Source organism: Streptomyces sp. NPDC015139 (genome assembly GCF_043079785.1).
In the GTDB taxonomy this organism is placed as follows: Bacteria; Actinomycetota; Actinomycetes; order Streptomycetales; family Streptomycetaceae; genus Streptomyces; species Streptomyces albidocamelliae.
The window spans coordinates 458,169-478,087 of sequence record NZ_JBIBUW010000002.1; the positions used below are offsets into that span (position 1 = coordinate 458,169).

General features: G+C 70.2%; 17 protein-coding genes, 1 tRNA gene and 4 pseudogenes. 13 read left to right on the top strand and 9 right to left on the bottom strand.

The genetic code is table 11. From position 1 onward, the window contains the following. Nucleotides 1-282: 282 nt before the first annotated feature. Nucleotides 283-751: pseudogene (locus tag ACF08B_RS06620) on the bottom strand (GatB/YqeY domain-containing protein). A 95-nt stretch (nt 752-846) separates the two neighbouring features. Between ACF08B_RS06620 and ACF08B_RS06625 the strand changes: the two are divergent. The 3 genes from ACF08B_RS06625 to ACF08B_RS06635 all read left to right on the top strand — a co-directional run bounded on the left by ACF08B_RS06625 (nt 847) and on the right by ACF08B_RS06635 (nt 2,954). After that, the gene (locus tag ACF08B_RS06625; RefSeq protein ID WP_392165727.1) at nt 847-1,773 is read left to right on the top strand and encodes a metallophosphoesterase; all 927 of its coding nucleotides are present in this window, start codon (nt 847-849) and stop codon (nt 1,771-1,773) included. A gap of 282 nt (nt 1,774-2,055) precedes the next feature. Next, nucleotides 2,056-2,814 carry a Pr6Pr family membrane protein gene (locus ACF08B_RS06630; RefSeq protein ID WP_392316377.1) on the top strand — a complete coding sequence of 253 codons (759 nt, stop codon included), beginning with the start codon at nt 2,056-2,058 and terminating at the stop codon, nt 2,812-2,814. 66 nt (nt 2,815-2,880) lie between these two features. Beyond that, nucleotides 2,881-2,954 (top strand) — tRNA-Pro (locus ACF08B_RS06635). An 83-nt stretch (nt 2,955-3,037) separates the two neighbouring features. Here ACF08B_RS06635 and xerC read toward each other — a convergent pair. Beyond that, nucleotides 3,038-4,113 (bottom strand): annotated as a pseudogene (xerC, locus tag ACF08B_RS06640) (tyrosine recombinase XerC). Nucleotides 4,114-4,183: 70 nt separating this feature from the next. Further along, nucleotides 4,184-4,396 carry a helix-turn-helix domain-containing protein gene (locus tag ACF08B_RS06645; RefSeq protein ID WP_101418196.1) on the bottom strand — a complete coding sequence of 71 codons (213 nt, stop codon included), beginning with the start codon at nt 4,394-4,396 and terminating at the stop codon, nt 4,184-4,186. A 66-nt stretch (nt 4,397-4,462) separates the two neighbouring features. Here ACF08B_RS06645 and ACF08B_RS06650 point away from each other — a divergent pair, with 66 nt between their 5' ends. From ACF08B_RS06650 to ACF08B_RS06670, 5 genes are all read left to right on the top strand, one after another. Next, on the top strand, nt 4,463-5,089 hold the full coding sequence (locus ACF08B_RS06650; protein ID WP_392316691.1) for a GNAT family N-acetyltransferase: 627 nt from the start codon (nt 4,463-4,465) through the stop codon (nt 5,087-5,089). A gap of 292 nt (nt 5,090-5,381) precedes the next feature. After that, nucleotides 5,382-6,134, top strand: coding sequence for a hypothetical protein (locus ACF08B_RS06655; protein ID WP_392316378.1), 753 nt, complete (start codon nt 5,382-5,384; stop codon nt 6,132-6,134). 36 nt (nt 6,135-6,170) lie between these two features. Next, on the top strand, nt 6,171-7,208 hold the full coding sequence (locus ACF08B_RS06660; protein WP_392316379.1) for a hypothetical protein: 1,038 nt from the start codon (nt 6,171-6,173) through the stop codon (nt 7,206-7,208). 626 nt (nt 7,209-7,834) lie between these two features. After that, nucleotides 7,835-9,253: an MFS transporter gene (locus ACF08B_RS06665; RefSeq protein WP_392316380.1), complete on the top strand. Its 1,419-nt coding sequence runs from the start codon at nt 7,835-7,837 to the stop codon at nt 9,251-9,253. Nucleotides 9,254-9,886: 633 nt separating this feature from the next. After that, nucleotides 9,887-10,408 carry a hypothetical protein gene (locus tag ACF08B_RS06670; protein ID WP_392316381.1) on the top strand — a complete coding sequence of 174 codons (522 nt, stop codon included), beginning with the start codon at nt 9,887-9,889 and terminating at the stop codon, nt 10,406-10,408. A 454-nt stretch (nt 10,409-10,862) separates the two neighbouring features. Here the strand turns inward: ACF08B_RS06670 and ACF08B_RS06675 are convergent, their stop codons facing one another. The 3 genes from ACF08B_RS06675 to ACF08B_RS06685 form a co-directional block, all read right to left on the bottom strand. Then, on the bottom strand, nt 10,863-11,825 hold the full coding sequence (locus tag ACF08B_RS06675; RefSeq protein ID WP_392316382.1) for a CU044_5270 family protein: 963 nt from the start codon (nt 11,823-11,825) through the stop codon (nt 10,863-10,865). Nucleotides 11,826-11,827: 2 nt separating this feature from the next. Continuing rightward, nucleotides 11,828-12,433 (bottom strand): RNA polymerase sigma factor, encoded by a 606-nt coding sequence (locus ACF08B_RS06680; protein ID WP_392166313.1) that lies wholly within the window; start codon nt 12,431-12,433, stop codon nt 11,828-11,830. 82 nt (nt 12,434-12,515) lie between these two features. Continuing rightward, nucleotides 12,516-12,896, bottom strand: a complete 381-nt coding sequence (locus ACF08B_RS06685; protein ID WP_392316383.1) for a hypothetical protein — start codon at nt 12,894-12,896, stop codon at nt 12,516-12,518. 230 nt (nt 12,897-13,126) lie between these two features. Between ACF08B_RS06685 and ACF08B_RS06690 the strand changes: the two genes are divergently transcribed. From ACF08B_RS06690 to ACF08B_RS06700, 3 genes are all read left to right on the top strand, one after another. Next, complete coding sequence (locus tag ACF08B_RS06690) at nt 13,127-14,587, top strand: FG-GAP-like repeat-containing protein (protein WP_392316384.1); 1,461 nt, start codon at nt 13,127-13,129, stop codon at nt 14,585-14,587. A 469-nt stretch (nt 14,588-15,056) separates the two neighbouring features. After that, nucleotides 15,057-15,506 carry a lamin tail domain-containing protein gene (locus ACF08B_RS06695; RefSeq protein ID WP_392316385.1) on the top strand — a complete coding sequence of 150 codons (450 nt, stop codon included), beginning with the start codon at nt 15,057-15,059 and terminating at the stop codon, nt 15,504-15,506. A gap of 260 nt (nt 15,507-15,766) precedes the next feature. After that, a complete protein-coding gene (locus ACF08B_RS06700; RefSeq protein WP_392316386.1) occupies nt 15,767-16,627 on the top strand; it encodes a hypothetical protein in 861 nt (286 codons plus the stop codon). Between the two features lie 98 nt (nt 16,628-16,725). Here the strand turns inward: ACF08B_RS06700 and ACF08B_RS06705 are convergent. Next, nucleotides 16,726-17,100: pseudogene (locus tag ACF08B_RS06705) on the bottom strand (B3/4 domain-containing protein); the annotation flags it as partial. Here ACF08B_RS06705 and ACF08B_RS06710 point away from each other — a divergent pair. Both ACF08B_RS06710 and ACF08B_RS06715 read left to right on the top strand, forming a co-directional pair. After that, nucleotides 17,095-17,220 (top strand): annotated as a pseudogene (locus ACF08B_RS06710) (XRE family transcriptional regulator); the annotation flags it as partial. The pseudogenes ACF08B_RS06705 and ACF08B_RS06710 sit on opposite strands and share 6 nt — an antisense overlap. A 203-nt stretch (nt 17,221-17,423) precedes the next feature. Further along, nucleotides 17,424-18,788, top strand: a complete 1,365-nt coding sequence (locus tag ACF08B_RS06715; RefSeq protein ID WP_392316387.1) for an alkaline phosphatase — start codon at nt 17,424-17,426, stop codon at nt 18,786-18,788. A 133-nt stretch (nt 18,789-18,921) separates the two neighbouring features. On the opposite strand, the gene ACF08B_RS06720 is transcribed toward ACF08B_RS06715, so the two are convergent. Both ACF08B_RS06720 and ACF08B_RS06725 read right to left on the bottom strand, forming a co-directional pair. Further along, nucleotides 18,922-19,323: a hypothetical protein gene (locus tag ACF08B_RS06720; protein WP_392316388.1), complete on the bottom strand. Its 402-nt coding sequence runs from the start codon at nt 19,321-19,323 to the stop codon at nt 18,922-18,924. A 70-nt stretch (nt 19,324-19,393) separates the two neighbouring features. Next, nucleotides 19,394-19,846: an Lrp/AsnC family transcriptional regulator gene (locus tag ACF08B_RS06725; RefSeq protein ID WP_392316389.1), complete on the bottom strand. Its 453-nt coding sequence runs from the start codon at nt 19,844-19,846 to the stop codon at nt 19,394-19,396. Between the last annotated feature and the right edge of the window lie 73 nt (nt 19,847-19,919).

The following is a 19,919-nucleotide window of genomic DNA, read 5'->3' on the forward strand; positions in this document are numbered from 1 at the left end:
GGGGGGGGGGGGGGGGTTCGCCCCCGCGGGGCGGGGGGGGCGCCGCCGCGGGGGCCCGGGGGGTTCACCGGGGCTCCCGGGGGGGGGCCCCCCCCCTGGCCCCGGGGGGGGCCCCCCCGCCGCCGTTTTCGTCGGACCTCGGGTTCGGTTTTCGTGGCCGTCTCGGACCGGGGCCCGTTGACGTTTCCGCCGGTGGGAGGCCGGACTCCGCCACCCGCTCCCGGCCGGGGCGCGGCTTCGACGCCGTGATGGTCCCGGACGCCGGCCTCGGCCGACCGTCGGTCAGCCCTGAAGGAGCTTCTTCACCGCGGCGGCGACGCGGCCGCCCTCGGCCTGCCCGGCCACCTTCGGGTTCACGATCTTCATGACGGCGCCCATGGCCCGCGGCCCCTCGGCGCCGCCCGCCTTCGCCTCTTCCACGGCCTGGGCGACGATCGCGTCCAGCTCGTCGTCGGACATCTGCTTGGGCAGGTACTCGGCGAGCAGTTCGCCCTCCGCCTTCTCCCGCTCGGCCGACTCGGCACGGCCACCCTGCGCGAAGGCGTCCGCGGCCTCCCGGCGCTTCTTCGCCTCGCGGGTGAATCACCTTGAGGACCTCGTCGTCGGAGAGCTCCCGCTTCTCCTTGCCCGCGACCTCCTCCTTGGTGATCGCGGCGAGGGTCAGCCGGAGCGTGGAGGAGCGGAGCTCGTCGCGCTCCTTGATCGCGGCGTTGAGGTCGTCGTGCAGCTTCGACTTGAGCGTGGTGGTCATACGGTCGATTGTCGCAGGTGCACCACCGCCAACGCCCGCCCATTTAAAGGGGCCGCCGGTCTTGGCGGCCCGCCGGTGTCTGACACGATGGACGTATGCGCGCGCGATACGGAGTACCCCTGGGAATCATGGCGGCAGGCGCCGCCGGACTGGCGTACGCGGCGGGCTTCGAGGCCCGCTCCTTCCGCCTCCGGCGGGTGACGGTCCCGGTCCTCCCGCCCGGCATGCGTCCGCTGCGCATGCTTCAGGTCTCCGACATCCACATGGTGAGCGGCCAGCACAAGAAGCAGCGCTGGCTCCAGTCGCTGGCGGGCCTGCGCCCCGACTTCGTGATCAACACCGGTGACAACCTGTCGGACCCCGAGGGCGTGCCGGAGGTGCTGGACGCGCTCGGTCCCCTGATGGACTTCCCCGGCGCGTACGTCTTCGGCTCGAACGACTACTACGGCCCCCGGCTCCGCAACCCCGCCCGCTACCTGCTGGAGAAGGCCAGCGGCCGGCACGGCCTGAACGGCAACCCGCCGGCCGTGGGCGTGATCCACAACCCGTGGGAGGAACTGCGGGACGGATTCGACGCGGCGGGCTGGCTGAACCTGACGAACACGCGGGGCGTGCTCAAGGTCGAGGGCGTGTCGATCGAGCTGACCGGCGTGGACGACCCGCACATCAAGCGTGACCGCTACGCCCAGGTGGCGGGCGGCCCGTCGGGGACGTACGACTTCTCCCTCGGCGTGGCCCACGCGCCGTACCTGCGCACCCTGGACGCCTTCACTGCGGACGGCTATCCGCTGATCCTGGCCGGCCACACCCACGGCGGCCAGCTGTGCATCCCCTTCTACGGCGCCCTGGTCACCAACTGCGACCTGGACACGGACCGGGTGAAGGGCCTGTCCCGGCACACGGCCGAGGGCCACACGTCCTACCTCCACGTCTCGGCGGGCTGCGGCACCAACCGCTACACCCCGGTCCGCTTCGCCTGCCCACCGGAGGCGACGCTGCTGACGCTGGTGGGCCGGGAGTAGGCACGGCGGGCGCCCGCGTCCACCGGAGCGGGGAACCGGGGTTCACCTGGGCACGGCCGGCGCCCGGGTTCACTGGGGCCGGGAACCGGGGTTGGGCACGGCCGGCGCCCGGGTTCACCGGGGCCGTGGACCGGGGTTCACCGGAGCCGTGACCGGGGTCCATCGGGGTCCACCGGGGCCGGGAACCGAGGGGGCGGCCGGAGAGGACAGTCCGGGGGGGGAGGTAACCCACTCGGCCCAACCCGCATGGCCGGCCCCCTCCCCCGCTCCTAGCGTGAGGGCATGACCGCCCCGATACCCAGGGACATCCCGGACCTGCCCGCGATCCCGGGCCCGCCCCTGCTGGTGCCCGCCCCGGTACCGGCCACGGCGGTGGTGGCCCCGGTCCGCCGCCCGATGGCAGCGCTGTGCCGCCTGCTGATCGCCGTGGCGGCGGCCGCCGGTGTCGCCCTGGAACTCCTCATCGGCACCCCGGCACGCACCCTGAGCTACTTCAGCGTCCAGGCCAATATCCTGCTGGCCCTGGTCATGCTCCTGTCGGCGGCCAGAGCCTCCCGGGCCCGGCGCCCACTCCCGTCCGGCGTGACGGGGGCCACGCTCCTCTACGTCGTGATCGGCGCGCTGGTCTACCACCTGCTGCTGGCCCGCACGACGCCCCCGTTCTCCATGACCGGCGGCACGGCGGTGCCGGAGCGCTGGCACGCCCAGTGGGCGGTCCTCCAGTTCCTCCACGTGCTGGTGCCGGCGGCGGCGGTGTGCGACTGGCTGTTCCTCACCCCCGCCGGCCGCCTGCACCTGCGCCAGACCGCGACCTGGCTCCTCTACCCCCTGGCCTACCTGGCCTTCTCCTTCATCAGGGCCGCCTTCCTCCCGCCGGGCGACCCGGCCCGCTACCTCTACCCGTTCCTGGACGTCACCGCCCACGGCTACCGCAGCACCCTGGCCAACGCCCTCCTCCTGGGCCTCGCGATGTACGCCCTGGCAGTCCTCCTGGTGGCCCTGGACCACACCCGCCCGACCCCGGTACGCCACCGGTGCTAAACCGGATTTCGTCTACGGCCACCGGTGGGCTAAAGTAAACGTCGTCGCCGCGAGAAGCAGCGACATCGGGGTGTAGCGCAGCTTGGCAGCGCGCTTCGTTCGGGACGAAGAGGTCGTGGGTTCAAATCCCGCCACCCCGACACAGGTCAGAGGCCCATTCACGTGATCGTGAATGGGCCTCTGTCGTGCTCAGGGGGCCGAACAGGGGGCCAACGGCTTTTGATCAAGCCTCGATGGCGGTCGCCTCACCGCGCTGGGCGAAGATCAGGTCCATGGCTTCCGCCCCCTCGGTGATGACCGGCCGAAGCTGCTTCCTATACACGGCCTCCGTCGTCGCCTGACTGGTGTGCCCGACAAGCTGCGCGATGCGCTCCAGCGGGATGCCGTGGTCCGAGAGCAGCGAGACGAAGCTGTGCCGCAGCTCGCGCGGCGTCCACTCAGGAGCAAGCCCCGCCTTCCTCACGACGGCCTTGAAGTCCCTCCGCACGTTGGCCGCGTCCAGCGGTTCACCGGACCGCGTCGTGAAGACGCGGCCGGCCGGGCTCCACTCCGTCCCTCGGGACGCCCTTTCCTGCTTCTGCCACCGCTTGTGTTCTTCGAGGACACCCACCACCTGCTTCGGCAGAGCGATGGTCCGCCGGCTCTTCCTGGTCTTGGTCTCACCGTGCTTGCGCACCGATCGCCACACGGCGACGTGAGGCGGGGTGCCGTCCTCCGTGTCCAGGAAAACGTGATCCCAGGTGAGGGGCCGCGCCTCCTCCGTGCGTACGCCGCTGAGGAGGGATAGCACGAGGTAGGCGTACAGCCGCGAGGGGCGAGCCGCGGCAAGCACAGCTTCCGTCTGCTTGAGGTTCAGTGCCTTGCTCGGGCGCCCCGGCCGGCCTTCCGGAGCGGTGACGAGCAGGGCGACGTTCCGTGCGGTCTTGTCCCTGCGCTGAGCATGCTCGACGGAGCGACGTAGGACGGCGAGCAGGTGACCTGAAGAAGGAACTGCAGTCGGGCGTCAAGACGCCGGCCAACTACACCGTGGCCGATGCGGTGAACGACTGGCTGGAACGCGGCCTGAAGGGACGCGACGAAAAAGGCACCATCGGCAAGAACCGTTCGATGGCCAACAAGCACCTCCCGGATCTTCTGACGGACCTCGGTCTTGGTCTTGCCGTAGACCTTCGGGCGGCGGCACTTGCCGTTCGGGGCGTACCCAAGGGATACGGATCCTACGTAGCGATTCTTCGCCGCGTCCCAGTAGATCGTGTCCTCACCGTGGCCAGCCCTTCGGACCTTTGGCGTCTCGGACATGTGGTGTTCTCCAAACGAGCGGGCCGCGCCCGATGGCGCGGCCCGGTTGATGCGAACGAACGGAGGTGCGTCAGGCGGCGGCTTCTGCCTCGCGCTTGAGCAATTCGACGTACTGCGCGATGTATTCGGGCGGGACGAGCCGCCTACGGCCGATGCGAACCGTCTGGAGACGCCCTAGGCGGATCTCCTCGTAAACCAGCGAACGACCGATGCCCAAGGCCGCTGCTGCTTCTTCCGGTCGGTACAACACCCGCTCAGCGGGAGAGGCAAGCGTGATGCTCATCCGGTGTGCCTCCTGGGCAGTTCGTCTTTGTCTTCGGGGGGGCTCGGGACCTTGGCCCGCATCTGGATGATCCGCACCAGCATCCGGCCGCCGGTGGACTTGCCCGCGGACCTGGCCCCGCTGCTTGCCTTCCGAGAGGTGGCAGCAACTTGGCTGTCCCGTGTCGGGACCGATCAGTGGCAGCGCCCATACCCGGCGGACAAGCTCCTCGCCACGATTGACGCTGGGGTGGTGTTCATGGTGCGCGAGGGCAATGCCACGGCGGCCACAATCACGCTGACTCCGGAGGCAGAAGAGGGGCTCTGGACCGAGGACGAACTTCGCGAGCCCAGCCTTTTCATCAACAAGCTGACTGTGGCTGGTACACACGCCGGCCAAAACGTCGGTGGTCGGCTGCTCGACTGGGCGAGTGACCGCGCTTTCCGCACGGGCGCGACGTGGCTCAGGTTGGACGCCTGGACAACCAACACCGCCTTGCAGGCGTATTACCTACGCCATGGATTCGAACACGTGCGTACCGTGCGGCAGGGTGTCGCCGTCAACGGCGGCCCGCGAGTGTCCGGGTGGCTTGCGCAGCGAATAACGCGCCCAGAAGGGCACGGGTTCATGGACGACAGCGCGCGTCCGAAGCGAGACCCCGCCCAGCTAGGGGTCGCACCGGTCGACGGAGAACGCCGGACGCCGTGGCGGTGACGGTCCCGGACCCATGGGACCCACGCCGAACGAACGACGTTGCGCGGCGAGCTCTTCCAATTTGCGGGCCGGGGGAAACCGTGGCGTCCTGGATGAGTTGGGCATTCACCTGGGACTTCTCATCCGGCTTTAGCCCGGTGGACCACGGCTGCCCAGCAGGGGCGCCGACAGGAAGGCCGCTGACATGCTGCCGCCCGGCCGCCATCGACGCATCGCATGAAGTCGGTTGACGCTTCGATCGTCCCGCCCTCCGCCAGGAACCTCCACGAGAACCGTTGAGAGGAAAACCATCATGACGACCATCGATGTGACGACGGCGCAGCGCTTCGTCGCGGAACTGGAGCTCGCCGAGACTCCGCGCGCCCTCGCGGAACTGTCGCACACCCCGATCACGCTCACGACGGAGAAGTCAGCAGCGGTCGACGACGGAAGTATCGTCTGTTTCGCCGACGGGCTGGACATCGTGCACAAGCAGGACGTGCTCAACTCCACCCTGCTGGCCCAGCTCGCGGCGAGCAACAAGTACGACAGGGAAACCGAGACCGAGGAGTGGTACGGGTACTACAAGCACGTCCTGGAGAACGTCGGTTGGGTCACATCGGAGTGGCGTTTCTCGAAGTACGAGGCGTCGACGGCAAGTTTCCACATCGACACGGTGATCCTCCAGATCCTCGTGGCCATCGCGACCGGGAACGAGCTGGCACTGGCGATAGCCACACTGGAGGCCCTGAAGAAGAGCAGCGACAGCCGCGCCGGGAAACTGTTCGAAACGCAGAGCCACGGACTGTCGAACGGCTCGTTCCAGATGGGTTGCGCCTCCCCGAACGGCGACAACGTTGGCATGGCACTCGCAGCGTTCCACTTCTCCACGACGAGCCGGATCACCAAGATCCTGTGGACCGACTTCAACGCCACCCAAACAAAGCTGTACCAGGGCGGGCAGACCGTCGTCCTGAACGAGCAGCTCTACTCCGTGATACGGGCTGACGTCATCAAGAAGCTGGGTGACAAGGCCAAGCAGTTCGTCGCGGACATCGAGATCTGACCTGCACCCGCGGCGCAGGGAGGCCTGTGAACCGACATGACCAATGCACAGGACGAAGAAAAGGTCCAGCGTATGGCGGCCGTGCTGAGACGCCATCAACAGGCACTGCTCGACCGGCCGGGATGCACGGGCGTGGCCATCGGGCGTAAGAGAGTGGGCGGTCCCGACCAGGAGACGGACACACTGGCCATCACCGTGTTCGTGGAACGGAAGCGGACTGACGTGCCGGAGGGGGAACGGGTGCCGACCGAGCTGGACGGCTTTCCCACGGACGTGTTGGAGCAGGAGGTGCTGCTGCCGGAACTCTGCGCCACCGACCCGTTCGCCGTGCACGACCCCGTCTTCGGCGGCCTCTCGCTCTCCACCTGGGAGGCCCCACAGGGGTGGGGTTCCATCGGCTGCTTCATCAACACCACCGGTGATCCGGCGAACAACGTGCCTCCAGGTGACTACCTGCTCACCAACCAGCACGTCCTCGCGTACGCGACACCGCCGGAATGGAGCACGGTGGTGATCCAGCCGACGGTGAAGGACGATCCCCCGCCCGAGAAGTACTGGTGCGGCAACTACGTGGCCGGCTACCTGACGCCGACGCGGGACTGCGCGATCACCACGGTGACCGACCGCAGGCTGGCCAACAAGGTGCCCAACTACCCGTGGTATCCCGGATACCGGAACATCAGGGGCGTGGGCCTGGCCGTTCCGGGGGACGACGTCTACAAGTACGGTGCCACGACCAAGTTCACCAAGGGACGGGTCGTCTTCGTCAACTACACCCCGCCGCAGGACCCCCCGTACCAGGAGGTCATTCTGATCAGCAGCGAGAAGGGCGCGGGCGACGTGTGGAACGCGCGCGGCGACTCCGGCTCGGTCACGATCCGCCAGAGCGACGACTTCGCCGTCGGGCTGAACTTCGCGGGGACGTCGGACTCCAAAATGCCCGACGGCCAGCCACCAGGACTTCCCCGGTACCCCGCTTACTTCCGCGGCATGGCCTACGACCTGACGTCCCAGATGCAGGCGTTCGTGGCGGCAGGAGGAAGGGTCGGGCTGTCCGCCTCAAACCTGGACTAGGCCCGCTGTGGCCAACAGTGGCGACGGCAGGTGTCGGGGTGTGGTCTCAGTCCTGGTCTCCATCGGCGACGATTCCGGTCCCGTCCCCTGCCGTCCAGCACGGTCCTGCCCCCATTTGAGCAGGGGTGACTATGTCAGGCCGGACGTTACTGGATGCCCGTAGACCAGGACCCGACAACTCGTAATGCGTGGTTCCGACCTGCCGTCGGGGCACAGACGACGACACGAGTTGGCGGCGTTCAGGGGGGGCCAAACGGAGGGCCAAACGGCACAGCCCCGGCACGTCTTGGTGAGTGTGTTCATGAGCGTCTTTCGCATGCCTGCCGTGATGTGGAATGCGGACTGCGGAGGCACACCGCGACCAGCTAGATCCAGGTGTCCATCCGCATCCGCGACCGCCATGAGTCGATCGGGATCGCCGTGCCCGTGTACAGCGGCCGGAAGAAGTCTGCGTGGCAGGGCCCTGTAAAGCCCCGACCAGCGCGTTTGCCTCTGGCATGGCGATCGTATGAGGTCGCTCCAGGTGTCCCGTGTGCTCTCCGGGACGCATGTCGCCGATGCGGTGCTTCGCGTCGCTTGGCATGCTGAGTGCTCAGGGGGTCCGCGGACAGGACGGAGTTGGCGACGTGCTCTTCGCGGAGCCGGCAGGCGGTGAGCCGGAACGCCCGGGGCCGGACCCGGACGCCGGGCGGCGCTCCACAGCTCCGCTGCTGGCCGTGTGCGCCGGGTACTTCATGGTCATCCTGGACGTCACGATCATCAACGTCGCCGTGCCCGTGGTGGGCCGGGACCTGTCGGCCTCGCTCACCGGCATCCAGTGGATCACGGACGGATACACCCTGGTCTTCGCCGGGTTGCTGATGACCGGAGGCGCGCTGGGCGACCGGCTGGGCAACCGGCGTGTCTTCTGTTTTGGCGTCGTGGTGTTCACGGTGTCCTCGGCCGCTTGCGCCTTCGCGCCGAACGCCGCCTCCCTCGTCGCCGCCCGGCTGGTGGAGGGACTCGGCGCGGCACTGATCGTCCCCGGCTCCCTCGCCCTGCTTCAGGAGGCCTACCCGGCGCCGGCGGCACGCTCGCGCGCCTTCGGACTCTGGGGGGCGATGGCGGGCATCGCGGCCTCCGCCGGGCCGCTGCTGGGCGGGCTGCTGGTGTCCACGGCGGGCTGGCGGTGGGTCTTCCTGATCAACCTGCCCGTCGGTGTGGTCTGCCTGGCGCTGACACTGCGGTACGTGGCGCCCTCACCGCGGAACGCCGGCCGGGCCCTGGACTGGCCGGCGCAGTGCGCCGTGGTGGCGGCGGTCGCCCTGCTGACCACTGCGCTGAACGAGGCCGGGCGGCGCGGCTGGTCCGACCTCGCCGTGCTCGCCGGACTGGGCCTGGCCGCGCTCGCCGTGGCCGCGTTCTTGCTGCGGGAGCGGCTGGCCCGGGCTCCCGCCCTCCCGCTGCGGCTGCTGCGCTCACGCACCATGAGCGGCGCGGCCGTCGTCGGCCTGCTGTTCAACTTCGCCTTCTACGGCATGGTGTTCACCGCCAGCCTGGACTTCCAGCGCCGCCGCGGATTCAGTGCCCTGGAGACCGGGGCTGCGTTGTTCCCTGCGGTGGCGATGACCATGTTCGCCTCCGTCATTTCCGGGCGACTGAGCCGCCGCACCGGTGACCGTCCCCTGGTGGTCTCCGGCATGCTCCTGGGCGCCCTCGGCCTGGGCGGGTGGGCCGCGGCCGGACCTGACCCCGCCTACCCGTTGCTGGTGGCGCCGATGATGGCCACCGGGTTCGGTACGTCCTTCGCCCTCACCGGCTCGACCGCCACCGTGATGGGCTCCGCGCCCCCAGCGTACGCGGGGGCCGCGTCCGCGCTGTTCAACACGACCCGCCAGATCGGCAGCGCCACCGGGGTGGCACTCGGCGGCAGCTTGCTGGCCACCAGCACCGGCTACGGCGCCGGAGTGCGCACCAGCATGGCCATCGGAGCCCTCGCCTACCTGACCGCCGCGGCCCTCGCGCGGCTGAGCGTGCCGGCCAGGAGGGAGAAGGGCGGCAGGTGACCCGGCGGTCCCTGCCGGTCGCCGGGGCACGGCCGGCAGTCAGCTGTCGCGCAGGCACTCGATCTCGATCCGGAAGATCGGGGCCTGCTCAACGTCCATGGAGAAATCCTGGAGATGATCTTGAGATCGGGGGCCCGGAGCACCGACGTAGACCGACACACCCCAACACCCTGACCTGCGCATTTGCTGCGAGCCGCAGCTCGGCGATCTTCCAGGGCCTACTTCGGGACGAAGAGGTCGTGGGTTCAAATCCCGCCACCCCGACAGTGAAACACCAGGTCAGGCCCGGTGCTGAGAAATCAGTGCCGGGCCTGACCTGTTTCTACGGGACTGTCTACCGGGTCCAGCCCCCTCCGCAAGACGGCACGGAAGGTGGCGAACTACCGGAGCCTCCAGAGTGATCGGCAGTGCTCCTCTGTGCGCCCCTCGGGCGCCTCACGCCTTCCCCTAGTACTCCAGCTGGAGATCGCGCTCTTCGTAGTACGCGGTCGGGCGGGCCGTCTCTCGTGCCGAGTTGGTCCGACTGGTCGGATCTTCCGGTGGGTCACGCCGGGACGCTCCGGGCGGCGGCAGAGCCGCGGTTATGAATGCTTCACCGGACCATCCATGAGCATCCACCTCAGGAGCCACACGATGCGCCCCATCAGAGCAGCCCGCCTCGGCACGGCCACTGCGCTGGTCACCCTTCTCGCCTGCGCCCCTGTCGCGTCCGCCGCGACGGACACCGATTCCGGCCACGCCAAGGGCGGAGACCGGGTCATCACACTCATCGGCCACCTCGTGCAGCAGACGCGCTTCCCCGTCAACTCCGACGGCAGCCCCGCCCAGGGCGACCGGACCGTCTTCCGCTCGCTCCTCTTCGACAAGGACGACAAGAACCAGGTCGGCGAAACCGACGGCACCTGCACCACCACCACGGTCGAAAACGGTGGAGCGGAGGAGTGCGTCGTGACCTACAACCTCCCGGGCGGCCAGCTCTCCGTACAGGGGATGGTCTTCGGCATCCTCACCAACGGCCGTCCGACGCTCCCTCCCCCGTCGTTCGACAACGCGATCACCGGCGGCACCGGGGAATTCGACCAGGCTCGCGGCCAGGTCCACGCCGACACGATCGGTACGGGCAAGAGGCGCTTCACGATCGACCTCGACCGCTGACTGCTCTGCCCCCGCCCGATGAGAAGGCTGGGTGCCGGGCGGCAGGCTGGTCGTGGGGGAGCCGGGGCGAAGTCACGACTTGCCGCCCCGGCCCTGAGGCCGGCTCATGACCGACGACGCGACCGGTCCGCTGAACCTTGACTCTCATGTCGACGTCACCCTTTGGGCGCCCCAGCGCCTGACGGGTTGTGCCGTACTCGTCGGGCCGTGCGCGGGCCAACCCGCGCATCGCAAGATCGCCACACCGTGAGTTGCGCCGGCATGCCGCCCGCCCAAACGACAGATTGGGCCTTTGTCGTGTGTACAGCGGCGGATTACAGCAACCGCCATGACTCTTGCCGACCGTCCTCGGCCGACGGGTCCCTTCTAGTGCCGTCACCCGGCTCCTCGCCGGGCTCGCGGAGCGCCCGGGCGGCCCGCCCCCGTGGTGCGGGCCGCCCGGGACCGTGGTCGGTCAGCGGGTCTCGCCCGCCTTGTCCACCACGGCCGTCCTGATGAGCGAGCTGCCGTTGACGGTCTTGCCGCCCACGATGGTCCGCCTGCCGACGAGCAGGTAGGTCTGCGGGTCGATCAGCCACTGGTCGTACATCGGTTTACCGGTCAGGGGGTCCCTCTTGTGGCCGTAGTCCAGGGCGATCACCCGGCGTCCGGCGGTTGTGTCGACCAGGTGGCCGGTGACCTTTCCGCCCGGTACGAGTGCGAGGGCGCGGTAGAGGGAGGCCAGGCCCTTGGCCGGCATCACGTCGGCCGACATCAGGACGCTGATCTCGATGTAGTCGCTGCGCGCCTGTGAGTCCTCCTCGGAGTCGGCGATGGCGTTCTGCGCGCGCAGCGCCTTCAGCGTCGCCCTGCCGTCGGCCGGCAGGGCGGTGAGGACCCGGTACATCTCGCGCGGCGAGCGGTCATCACCCGCGCCGCCGTTTTCCAGGTTCATCTTGGTGACCTCGAGCGGCCTGTCCCCCAGCCGAAAGGCGCTGGCGGAGCCGTCGTAGCGGATCCAGTTCTCCAGACCACCCGTCTCCGGGTGGTCCTTGTCCAAAGGCTCCTGCGCCGACTTGGTGTAGATCCACTGCTTCGGCGTCGGAACGGCGCCGTCCGGCTGTGTCTGGACCGCGTCGGCAGCCTGCCGCAGGAACTCGGCCGCGCTCACCCCCTTGTAGCGCACACCCGGCGTGGCCGCGGGCTGCACCGTGCCTCCCGTGCCCTTCCCGCCCACCAGCAGGGAGGCGGTGACGGCGACGGCGGTCACCGCGGCCACGACCGCGACGATCGCGAACTCCCGTCGTCGCCACAACGCGCGGCGCCACTGCCCGGCCCGCGCGGCCTCGGTGAGCCGGGCCCGGCCCGGCGCGAGCCTGCCCCGGTCGGGCGCGGACACATGGGCGCGCAGCTCGCGCAGTTCGGTCATCTCGTCCATGGCTACGCCGCCTCCACCGCGTCGATCACGAATGCAGGATCGGCGCCCAGCGCCGTACGTACCTTGCGTCGCGCCCGGTTGAGCCGCGAACGAACCGTGCCGATCGGTATGTCCAGTGCCTCCGCGACCTCCTGGTAGGTGAGTTCGGCCCAGGCGACGAGCAGCAGGACGTGCCGGTCCGGCGCCGACAGCCCCGCGAGGGCGCCGGCCAGGGGGCCTTGCGCCGCGATCCGGCTGTCGGTGTCCTCGAGCCAGAACTCGTCCCCGGACGCGGCGAGCGGGTCGCGGCCGGTGCGGGCGATCGCCCTGAGTGCCCGCACCTCGGCGCGGCGCTGCTTGCCGATGAGGTTCCCGGCGATGCCGTACAGCCAGGGGCGCGCGTTGGCGCGCGTGCGGTCGTAGCGGGACCGGATGCGGAAGGCGACCAGGAAGGTGTCGGCGGTGATGTCGTCGGCGGCACCGTCGCCGAGGCGGCGGGCCGCGTAGCGGTGGATGTCGGGGGCGTAGCGGTCGTAGAGCAGGGCGAACAGCTCCGGCTGCTCCAACGACTGCGCGACCGTCTCCGCGTCGTCCTCCGTCCGTGCCCCGGACGGCGGTGGTCCGCTCACCATGCTTCCCCTGACTCCTCGGCGTGTGTGTGTCGCCTGCTGTTCCCCGATGAGCCCCGGAGAGTTCACGGTTTCGCGAAGGTCAGCTCGCGTCCCCCCACACGGCACGCAGGTCCTCGCACTGGACGGTGACCGTCGCGTCGGTGAGTGCGATCTCGTGCCGGCAGCCGCCGTTCTCGGCAGGAAGGATCTCGTCGAGGAGCACGGTGTCGACGCTCATCCAGTCGATCGAGTGCTCGTAGTCGACGGAAAAGTGCGTCACGCCCGAGTAGCTGATGCGCAGACCGGCATCGTGCTTGAACCGGTTGGGCGCGAAGTCCAGGACCAGCCCGCCGCTCTTGTCGGTGGCGAAGGACGCCGCGCCGGGAGGCAGGCCGGCGCGCAGACGGGGCAGTTCGGCCAGATGGGCACTCGGGTCCACGTCGAACCCGCCCTCGTCCCGGACCGCCGTGACGTACTTCATGTGCAACCTTCCGCGGCGAGAGGCGGGCGCAGCCTTGATGCCGGGCTCATTGAACCAGCCCTGGCTGCTGTACAGCCCGACTTCGCGCCCGGCAACGAGGCCCAGTGGATCGGCGCTTGTACGGGTCATGCGCCGACGTGGACCGAGAGGGCCGCACAACCCTCCATGGCCTCCGGATGTCCCACAGGTGAACTCGTCGGCTTGGACATCTCGAACACCTTGGAGCCCCCGTGCGCAGACGGATACGGACGTACGCCACAGCCGCCGGCGTCGTCGCCGTGGTCATCGGGGGGACGGCCCTCCCGGCCTCGGCCGCCGTTCCCACGCCGACCGCAGGGGACTTCAACGGTGACGGGTACGCGGACCTCGCCGTCGGGGTGCCCGACGGTGCCGTCGGCGGCAGGGCGAAGGCCGGTTACGTCAACATCGTCTGGGGCGGGCCGAAGGGGATCGGCGCCCACGGCAGCATCCGTGTCAGCCAGTCCACTCCCGAGGTGCCCGGCACCCCGGAGGCGGGCGACCGCTTCGGCGCCTCCGTCGCCCTGGTGGACCTGAACGGCGACGGCAGCGCGGAGCTCCTGGTCGGCGTCCCGGGTGAGGACATCACCGGCCTCGGCAAGGACGTGGGCATGGTCCTCGCGGTGGGCGGTGGCAGGAGCGCCCCGGGCTCGGGGTCCGTCGTCCTCGACGGTCGGTCGGCGTCGGCGGCGTACGGGCTGTCGGTCGCCGCGGCCGACTTCACCGGTGACGGCCACAAGGAGATCGTGATCGGCGGCAAGGACAAGGTCGTCGCCCGGGTCGCCCAGGGCGAGGACAGCATGGTCACCACCGTCGTCGCCGCCCCCATGGGCGGTCACGCCCCTGTACTCGCCACCGGCGACTTCACCGGGGACGGCGCAGCGGACCTCGCGGTCGGATACTGGACGAAGACCCCGTTCACCCAGTCGCACGTACGCCTGTGGGCCTGGGACGCGGCCGAGCAGGCCATGGCGAACACCTGGAACACCGACAACGCCGGCGTCTCCGCCCTCGCCGCGGGCGACTTCGACGGCGACGGTCACGACGATCTGGCCCTCGGCGAGTGCCGGGAGATCGCCGACGAGAACATCGACGACCCGTGCGGCCCGGAGGAACTGGCCAAGGGCGGCGGCGTCCACGTCCACTACGGCGACGCCGTGCCCGGCAACTTCGGACACCGCCGGCAGACCCTCAACCAGGACACGACCGGCGTGGCGGGCATCGCCGAGACCGGTGACCACTTCGGTGCCGCCCTCGCCGTCGCCGACGTCGACCACGACGGCCGCGACGACCTGATCGCCGGCGCGCCCGGCGAGGCGATCCGCACCCGTGCGGGCGCGGGCGCCGCGACCCTCCTGTTCGGCGGCCCGACCGGCCTCCTCGACGCCTCGGGCGGGGCACGCTCCGTCGGTCTCCAGCAGGACACCCCGCACGTGCCGGGGATCGCGGAGGCCGGCGACGCCTTCGGTACGGCCCTCGCCACCGGCGACTACAACCACGACGGCAGGCCGGACCTGGCGGTCGGCTCCCCCGGCGAGAACGCCGGTTCCGGCGGCGTGTGGCTGCTGCCCCGGGCGAGCGCCGACAGAGCCTCCGCCTTCACGCCCGCCAAGCTGCGCCTGCCCTCCCCGAAGAGCGCGCTCGCGTACGGCAGACACCTCGGCGGCCGGTAACGGCCACACCGCTCGAAGGGCCCGGTGCGCACGTCGCACCGGGCCCTTCGCCGTGTCCGCGCAGGCCGGACGCCGGAACGGACTAGTCCGTTCCGGCGCGTGGGCCGCTGTTACTCACTTTCAGGTGACGCCTGCCGGAGAAGCGGAGCGGCCGACGGGTGCCGCACGCCGCGGGGGCCAGTGACGGCGCGGAAATTTTCCTGACAAAGGTTCATTTTCTCTTGTTGCACTCATACATGGACGTTGCAGCGGAGAGTCACAGAAATATGTTGAACCCGTAATGGCGCGCACATCTCCCCCACAAGCCGGGCGCCCGCCTTGCAGAGTGTGAGTGCGCGGCCAGCCGGCCGCCGATCGCACTACGCACCACCGCCGACCTGCGGCGTTTCTACGCCCGTGGGTTGGCAAGGGGGGTGCCATGGACTCCTGTAGGGGGATCCTCGTGACCGTTTCCGCATCCGTGCGTCGTATGACCGCTGTCGCAGCCGTGGCGGCCGCGGCCGTCGGTGCCGTGGCCCTGCCGGCCTCGGCCGCCGACCACCACCCGGGCCGCCCGCACCACAGCGAGGTCTACATCAGCGGCGTGCAGTACGACGCGCCGGGACGCGACGCCCGCTTCAACCGCAACCTGAACAAGGAGTGGGTGGACATCAGCAACAGCTCGCGCCGCGCGGTCAACCTCGACGGCTGGACCCTGGCGGACGAGGACGGGCACACCTACACCTTCCACCACTACCGGCTGGCCGGCCGCTCCACCGTCCGCGTCCACACCGGCTTCGGCCGCGACAGCCGCACCGACGTGTTCCAGGACCGCCGCAAGTCCGTCTGGGACCGCTCCGACACGGCGACCCTGCGCAACGACCACGGCCGCTTCGTCGACGACGCCTCCTGGGGCCGCCACCACCGGGGTCACCACTGACCGTCCCTGTCCCCGCACCGGTGAACGCTGAGACGCGTTCCCGGTGACCGGCGGGGCGTGGCACTCTCCCGGGCGAGTGCCACGCCCCGCCGCACGCGTGTGCCGGGGAGCCGCCCTCGGGGAGAGAGGCGTGGCCCATTGCGGTGAACCATGTCGGCGCATTCGGATGACATGGGGCATGAAACGGCGAAAGACCTTGCGCCCGCGGGAATCGGACTGGCTGTGCGGGGACCGTCCCGCACCGTCCGAAGGAGCACACGATGCAGCGTCGCGTCCTGTTGTACCTCTCCCCCGCCATATCCGTCGTCGTCGCCGGCACCGCGCTGGCCACCGCGTCGCCCGCATCCGCGCAGACCACGGTGCCGTGCAGTACCACGGCGCTGGTCGCCGCCGTCGCCAATCCCGGCGCCGGTCCCGTCCTGGAGCTGACACCGGGGTGCCGGTACGTCCTGACCTCGTCGCTCCAGGTCAACCAGCCTCTGACCATCCACGGCAACAACGCGCGGCTCACGCGGGACAACAGCTCGGGGCCGTTCGGCATCGTGAAGGTCCACGCCAACCTGAACCTGGACCGGATCACGATCACCAACGGCGACGCGACCGCGTCGGGCCCTGACTTCGGCGGCGGGATCGGCGTCGAGAGCGGCACCCTCACTCTGGACCGCAGCACCATCCGCGACAACCAGGGCAACTTCTCCGGTGGCATCGGCGGCCTCAGCGGCACGACGATCGACATCACGCAGACCATGGTCAGCGACAACCACGCCTTCAACAACGGTGGTGGGCTGGTCACCGACGGCACGCTCAAGCTGGAGCGCAGCCGCGTGGTGAACAACAGCGCCGACGGCAAGGGCGGTGGCATCGCCAGCGACGGCCACGTCACGGTGAACGACAGCAACATCAACGCCAACAGCGCCGGTGTGGGCGGCGGATTCGCCAACATCGGCCCGGGCACCGCGACCCTGACCGACACCAACGTCAACGACAACCGCGCCACCAACGCTCCCGGCGGCATCGACAACGAGGGCGGGAGCCTGAGCGTCACTCTGATCAACAGCCGGGTGAACGGCAACACGCCCACCAACTGCGCCCCGACCGTGGTCGTCGGCTGCCGCAACTGACCACCTGCGCACGTCCGTCCCACGCCGCTCCGGGCGACACGGGCCCACGGCTTCCGAACCGGTCGGAGCCGTGGGCCCGTTCGTCCGGTCGCCGCGTCTCAGACGGTGGCCTCCGGCCGGGCCCCGTTCAGGTGGTGCACGGTGGTCCGGCCGGCGTGCGGGGCGAGGAGGCTCCGGAGTTCGTCCGCCGCGACCTCGAGGAGGTCGCCGTCCCGGCCGGCGTGGAGGGTTTCGAGGACGAAGGTGACGTGCGCGGAGTCCTCCGTGACGCGGGTGCGGTGGGCGTCGCGATGGTTCCAGTGGCGGGTGAGGACGCCGGTGGTGTCGGCGTAGACGACCTCGCCGGGCCTGGGGGTCTCCACGGTGCCGGACTCGCCGAGCGGGGTGAAGGACTCGGTCCCGTCCGCGTACCGGATCTCGACGTCACCGGTGACCCGGTCGAGGTCGAAGGCGCCGGCGGGCAGGCCGTGGCGGCCGGGCAGACCGCCACCTTCGACGGCGACGCCCCGCACACCTACCGGGGCGAGGGCACCGAGTCCTGTCAGCTGATCATGACCGTCCACCTCCCGCCCGGTCCCGCGTCCGCGAACTGAGCCGCGACGCCGCACAGTCGAGCCGCGGGTCCGGGGGGCGCCACGCCCCCCGGCCGGGGCCGCCGGAGCGCACGGCCTCCCTCGTGTCATGTTCCGGCTAGATCAGGACGACCAGCCGTTTACCTCTCCTTTGTCAACGCATGGTGATCTGACGGACGTTGAACGCCGCATCCGCACGTCGGACGCCTCAAGGAGACGTATCCATGCCCAGACCCACCCGCCGTCACCTCACGGTCGCCACCGCCCTCGTCGCCGCGACCACGGCCGCCGTGGCCGTCACGTCCGCCGCCGGTGCGTTCGACAACGCACAGCAGGCGAAGGCCGCGATCAAGGACGGCAAGGCGAAGAACGTCATCCTGCTCATCGGTGACGGCATGGGCGACTCGGAGATCACCCTCGCCCGCGACTACACGGTCGGCGCCAACGGCCGCCTGAACATGGACAAGTTCCCGCTCACCGGCGCCTACACCACCTACGCGGTGCACGCCGACGGCACCCCGGACTACGTCACCGACTCCGCCGCCAGCGGCACCGGCTGGGCCACCGGCGTGAAGACGGTCAACGGCCGCATCTCCAAGACGCCCGGCACCGACAAGGCCGTCCCGACCCTGCTGGAGCTCGCCCAGAAGAAGGGCTACGCCACCGGCAGCGTCACCACCGCCGAACTCACCGACGCCACCCCGGCCGTGCTCGCCTCCCACGCCACCGACCGCTCCTGCCAGGGCCCGGCCGACATGGCCAAGTGCCCCACCGACACGATCGCGGCCGGCGGCCCCGGCTCCATCGCCGAGCAGTCCGTCAAGCACAAGGTCGACGTCCTCATCGGCGGCGGCAAGCAGCGCTTCGACCAGAAGGTCACCGACGGCAAGTACAAGGGCCTCACGGTCACCGAGCAGGCGAAGAAGCTCGGCTACCAGGTCGTCACCGACAAGGCGGGCCTGAAGGGCGTGAAGAACGGCAAGCCGGTGCTCGGCCTGCTCGCCTCCGGCAACGTCCCGGTGGAGTGGACCGGCAAGGCCGCGTCCGTCGGCGGCACGGACCCGCAGCGGTGCGTGACCTCCAACCCGAACCGCCCCTCGACGACGCCGAGCCTCGCGGACTCCGCCACCAAGGCGATCCAGCTGCTGGCGGCCAAGCAGCAGCGGACCCACTCCAAGCAGGGCTTCTTCCTGCAGATCGAGGGCGCCTCGATCGACAAGCAGGACCACGCCGCCGACCCCTGCGGCCAGATCGGCGAGACCGCGGCCTTCGACCGCGCGGTGAAGGTCGCCCGCGCCTACGCGGCCAAGCACCCCGACACCCTGGTCGTCACCACCGCCGACCACGCCCACACCAGCCAGATCGTCCCGCTGGAGGCCACCCCGCCCGGCCTGTCCTCCACGCTCGTCACCGACGAGGGGCAGCCGCTGAAGGTCAACTACTCGACCAACACCCCGGGTCAGTCCCAGGAGCACACCGGAACCCAGGTCCGCATCGCCGCCCAGGGCCCGCAGGCGTACCGCGTCCTCGGTGTCACCAACCAGACCGACCTCTTCGCCACGATCCGCGAGGCGCTGCGCCTGCGCTGATCCCGCGAGCGGGCGGCGGGACGGCCGCCACCGTTCCCCACCCGCTCCCTCGCACATCGCACGTCGCACATCGTGAAAGAGCGTGTCGCCCGGCGGCGGCACGCTCCTTCGCGCGCCCGTCCCGCCGGTGCTCTCACTGCCTCCTGCCCCTACCGCGCCCGGCGGCCCCGACCAGGGCGCAGACGACCGCGGTCGCGGCCAGGCTGCCCAGCATCACCAGTCCCACGCCGATCACGTAGAGGCCGCTGGAGTCGTCCGACCAGTCGTAGTACGCGGCGCCGGTCAGTCCGGCCGTGGTGCCGAGCACGGCGCCTGCGGCGCCGTGCCGGGAAGCCGCCCAGTACACCGCCGGCAGCAGGGTCAGCAGCAGCCCGATCACCTGCCACGCCGCGTACGGACCGCTCTCCGTGCCGTCGGGCCGTACATCGCGGTGCTGGTCCCAGCCCAGCCAGGCCGCCCACATCGCGACCGCGGCGACGGCCGGCACGAGGAACGACAGCAGGGGGAACAGGGGCTTGCGGAGTCCTTGGGTCATGGCACCAGGCTCCCGGCGGAAGCGGTCGGCGGGCAGAGTGCGCGTACTCAGCTCGACCCGAGTACCCGCACTACGCCGGTGGTGTGGCCGTCGGGGACACCGGGCGTTCGAAGAAGGTGTCCAGGACCACGGTCGCCCGGGTCGCGCCGACGCCGTCGATGGCGTAGACGCGGCGCAGGACGTCCTGGAGGTGGCCGGTGCTCGCCGCCCGCACCTTGAGCAGCACGGCCGCGCTGCCCGCGACGACGTGCGCCTCCAGGATCTCGGGGAGCGCGGCGAAGCTCTCACCGCAGTCGCCCAGCCAGGCCGTCGAGTCGACCGTGACGTAGGCCAGGACCCCGGCCCCGACCGCCGCCGGGTCCACCTCGGCCGCCGTACGCCGGATCGCTCCGCGTTCCCGCAGTTTGCGCACCCGCTCGTGGGCGGCGCCGGCGGAGAGGCCGACGGCCTGTCCCAGGGCCGCGTAGGACTGGGTGGCGTCCTGCTGGAGGCGGGCCAGCAGAGCGCGGTCGATGTGATCCATCGCACCCCATTCGGCAGAATCCTGCGATAACCGTACCCAGTCTAGGGATCTAGGCTTTCACCTGTAGGTGATT

Excerpts from the sequence above, each read along its gene's own strand:
- ACF08B_RS06625 (WP_392165727.1), top strand. The coding sequence starts at position 847 with ATGCGCGCGCGATACGGAGTACCCCTGGGAATCATGGCGGCAGGCGCC.
- ACF08B_RS06630 (WP_392316377.1), top strand. The coding sequence starts at position 2,056 with ATGACCGCCCCGATACCCAGGGACATCCCGGACCTGCCCGCGATCCCG.
- ACF08B_RS06645 (WP_101418196.1), bottom strand. The coding sequence starts at position 4,396 with ATGAGCATCACGCTTGCCTCTCCCGCTGAGCGGGTGTTGTACCGACCG.
- ACF08B_RS06650 (WP_392316691.1), top strand. The coding sequence starts at position 4,463 with ATGATCCGCACCAGCATCCGGCCGCCGGTGGACTTGCCCGCGGACCTG.
- ACF08B_RS06655 (WP_392316378.1), top strand. The coding sequence starts at position 5,382 with ATGACGACCATCGATGTGACGACGGCGCAGCGCTTCGTCGCGGAACTG.
- ACF08B_RS06660 (WP_392316379.1), top strand. The coding sequence starts at position 6,171 with ATGACCAATGCACAGGACGAAGAAAAGGTCCAGCGTATGGCGGCCGTG.
- ACF08B_RS06670 (WP_392316381.1), top strand. The coding sequence starts at position 9,887 with ATGCGCCCCATCAGAGCAGCCCGCCTCGGCACGGCCACTGCGCTGGTC.
- ACF08B_RS06675 (WP_392316382.1), bottom strand. The coding sequence starts at position 11,825 with ATGGACGAGATGACCGAACTGCGCGAGCTGCGCGCCCATGTGTCCGCG.
- ACF08B_RS06685 (WP_392316383.1), bottom strand. The coding sequence starts at position 12,896 with ATGAAGTACGTCACGGCGGTCCGGGACGAGGGCGGGTTCGACGTGGAC.
- ACF08B_RS06695 (WP_392316385.1), top strand. The coding sequence starts at position 15,057 with ATGACCGCTGTCGCAGCCGTGGCGGCCGCGGCCGTCGGTGCCGTGGCC.
- ACF08B_RS06700 (WP_392316386.1), top strand. The coding sequence starts at position 15,767 with ATGCAGCGTCGCGTCCTGTTGTACCTCTCCCCCGCCATATCCGTCGTC.
- ACF08B_RS06715 (WP_392316387.1), top strand. The coding sequence starts at position 17,424 with ATGCCCAGACCCACCCGCCGTCACCTCACGGTCGCCACCGCCCTCGTC.
- ACF08B_RS06720 (WP_392316388.1), bottom strand. The coding sequence starts at position 19,323 with ATGACCCAAGGACTCCGCAAGCCCCTGTTCCCCCTGCTGTCGTTCCTC.
- ACF08B_RS06725 (WP_392316389.1), bottom strand. The coding sequence starts at position 19,846 with ATGGATCACATCGACCGCGCTCTGCTGGCCCGCCTCCAGCAGGACGCC.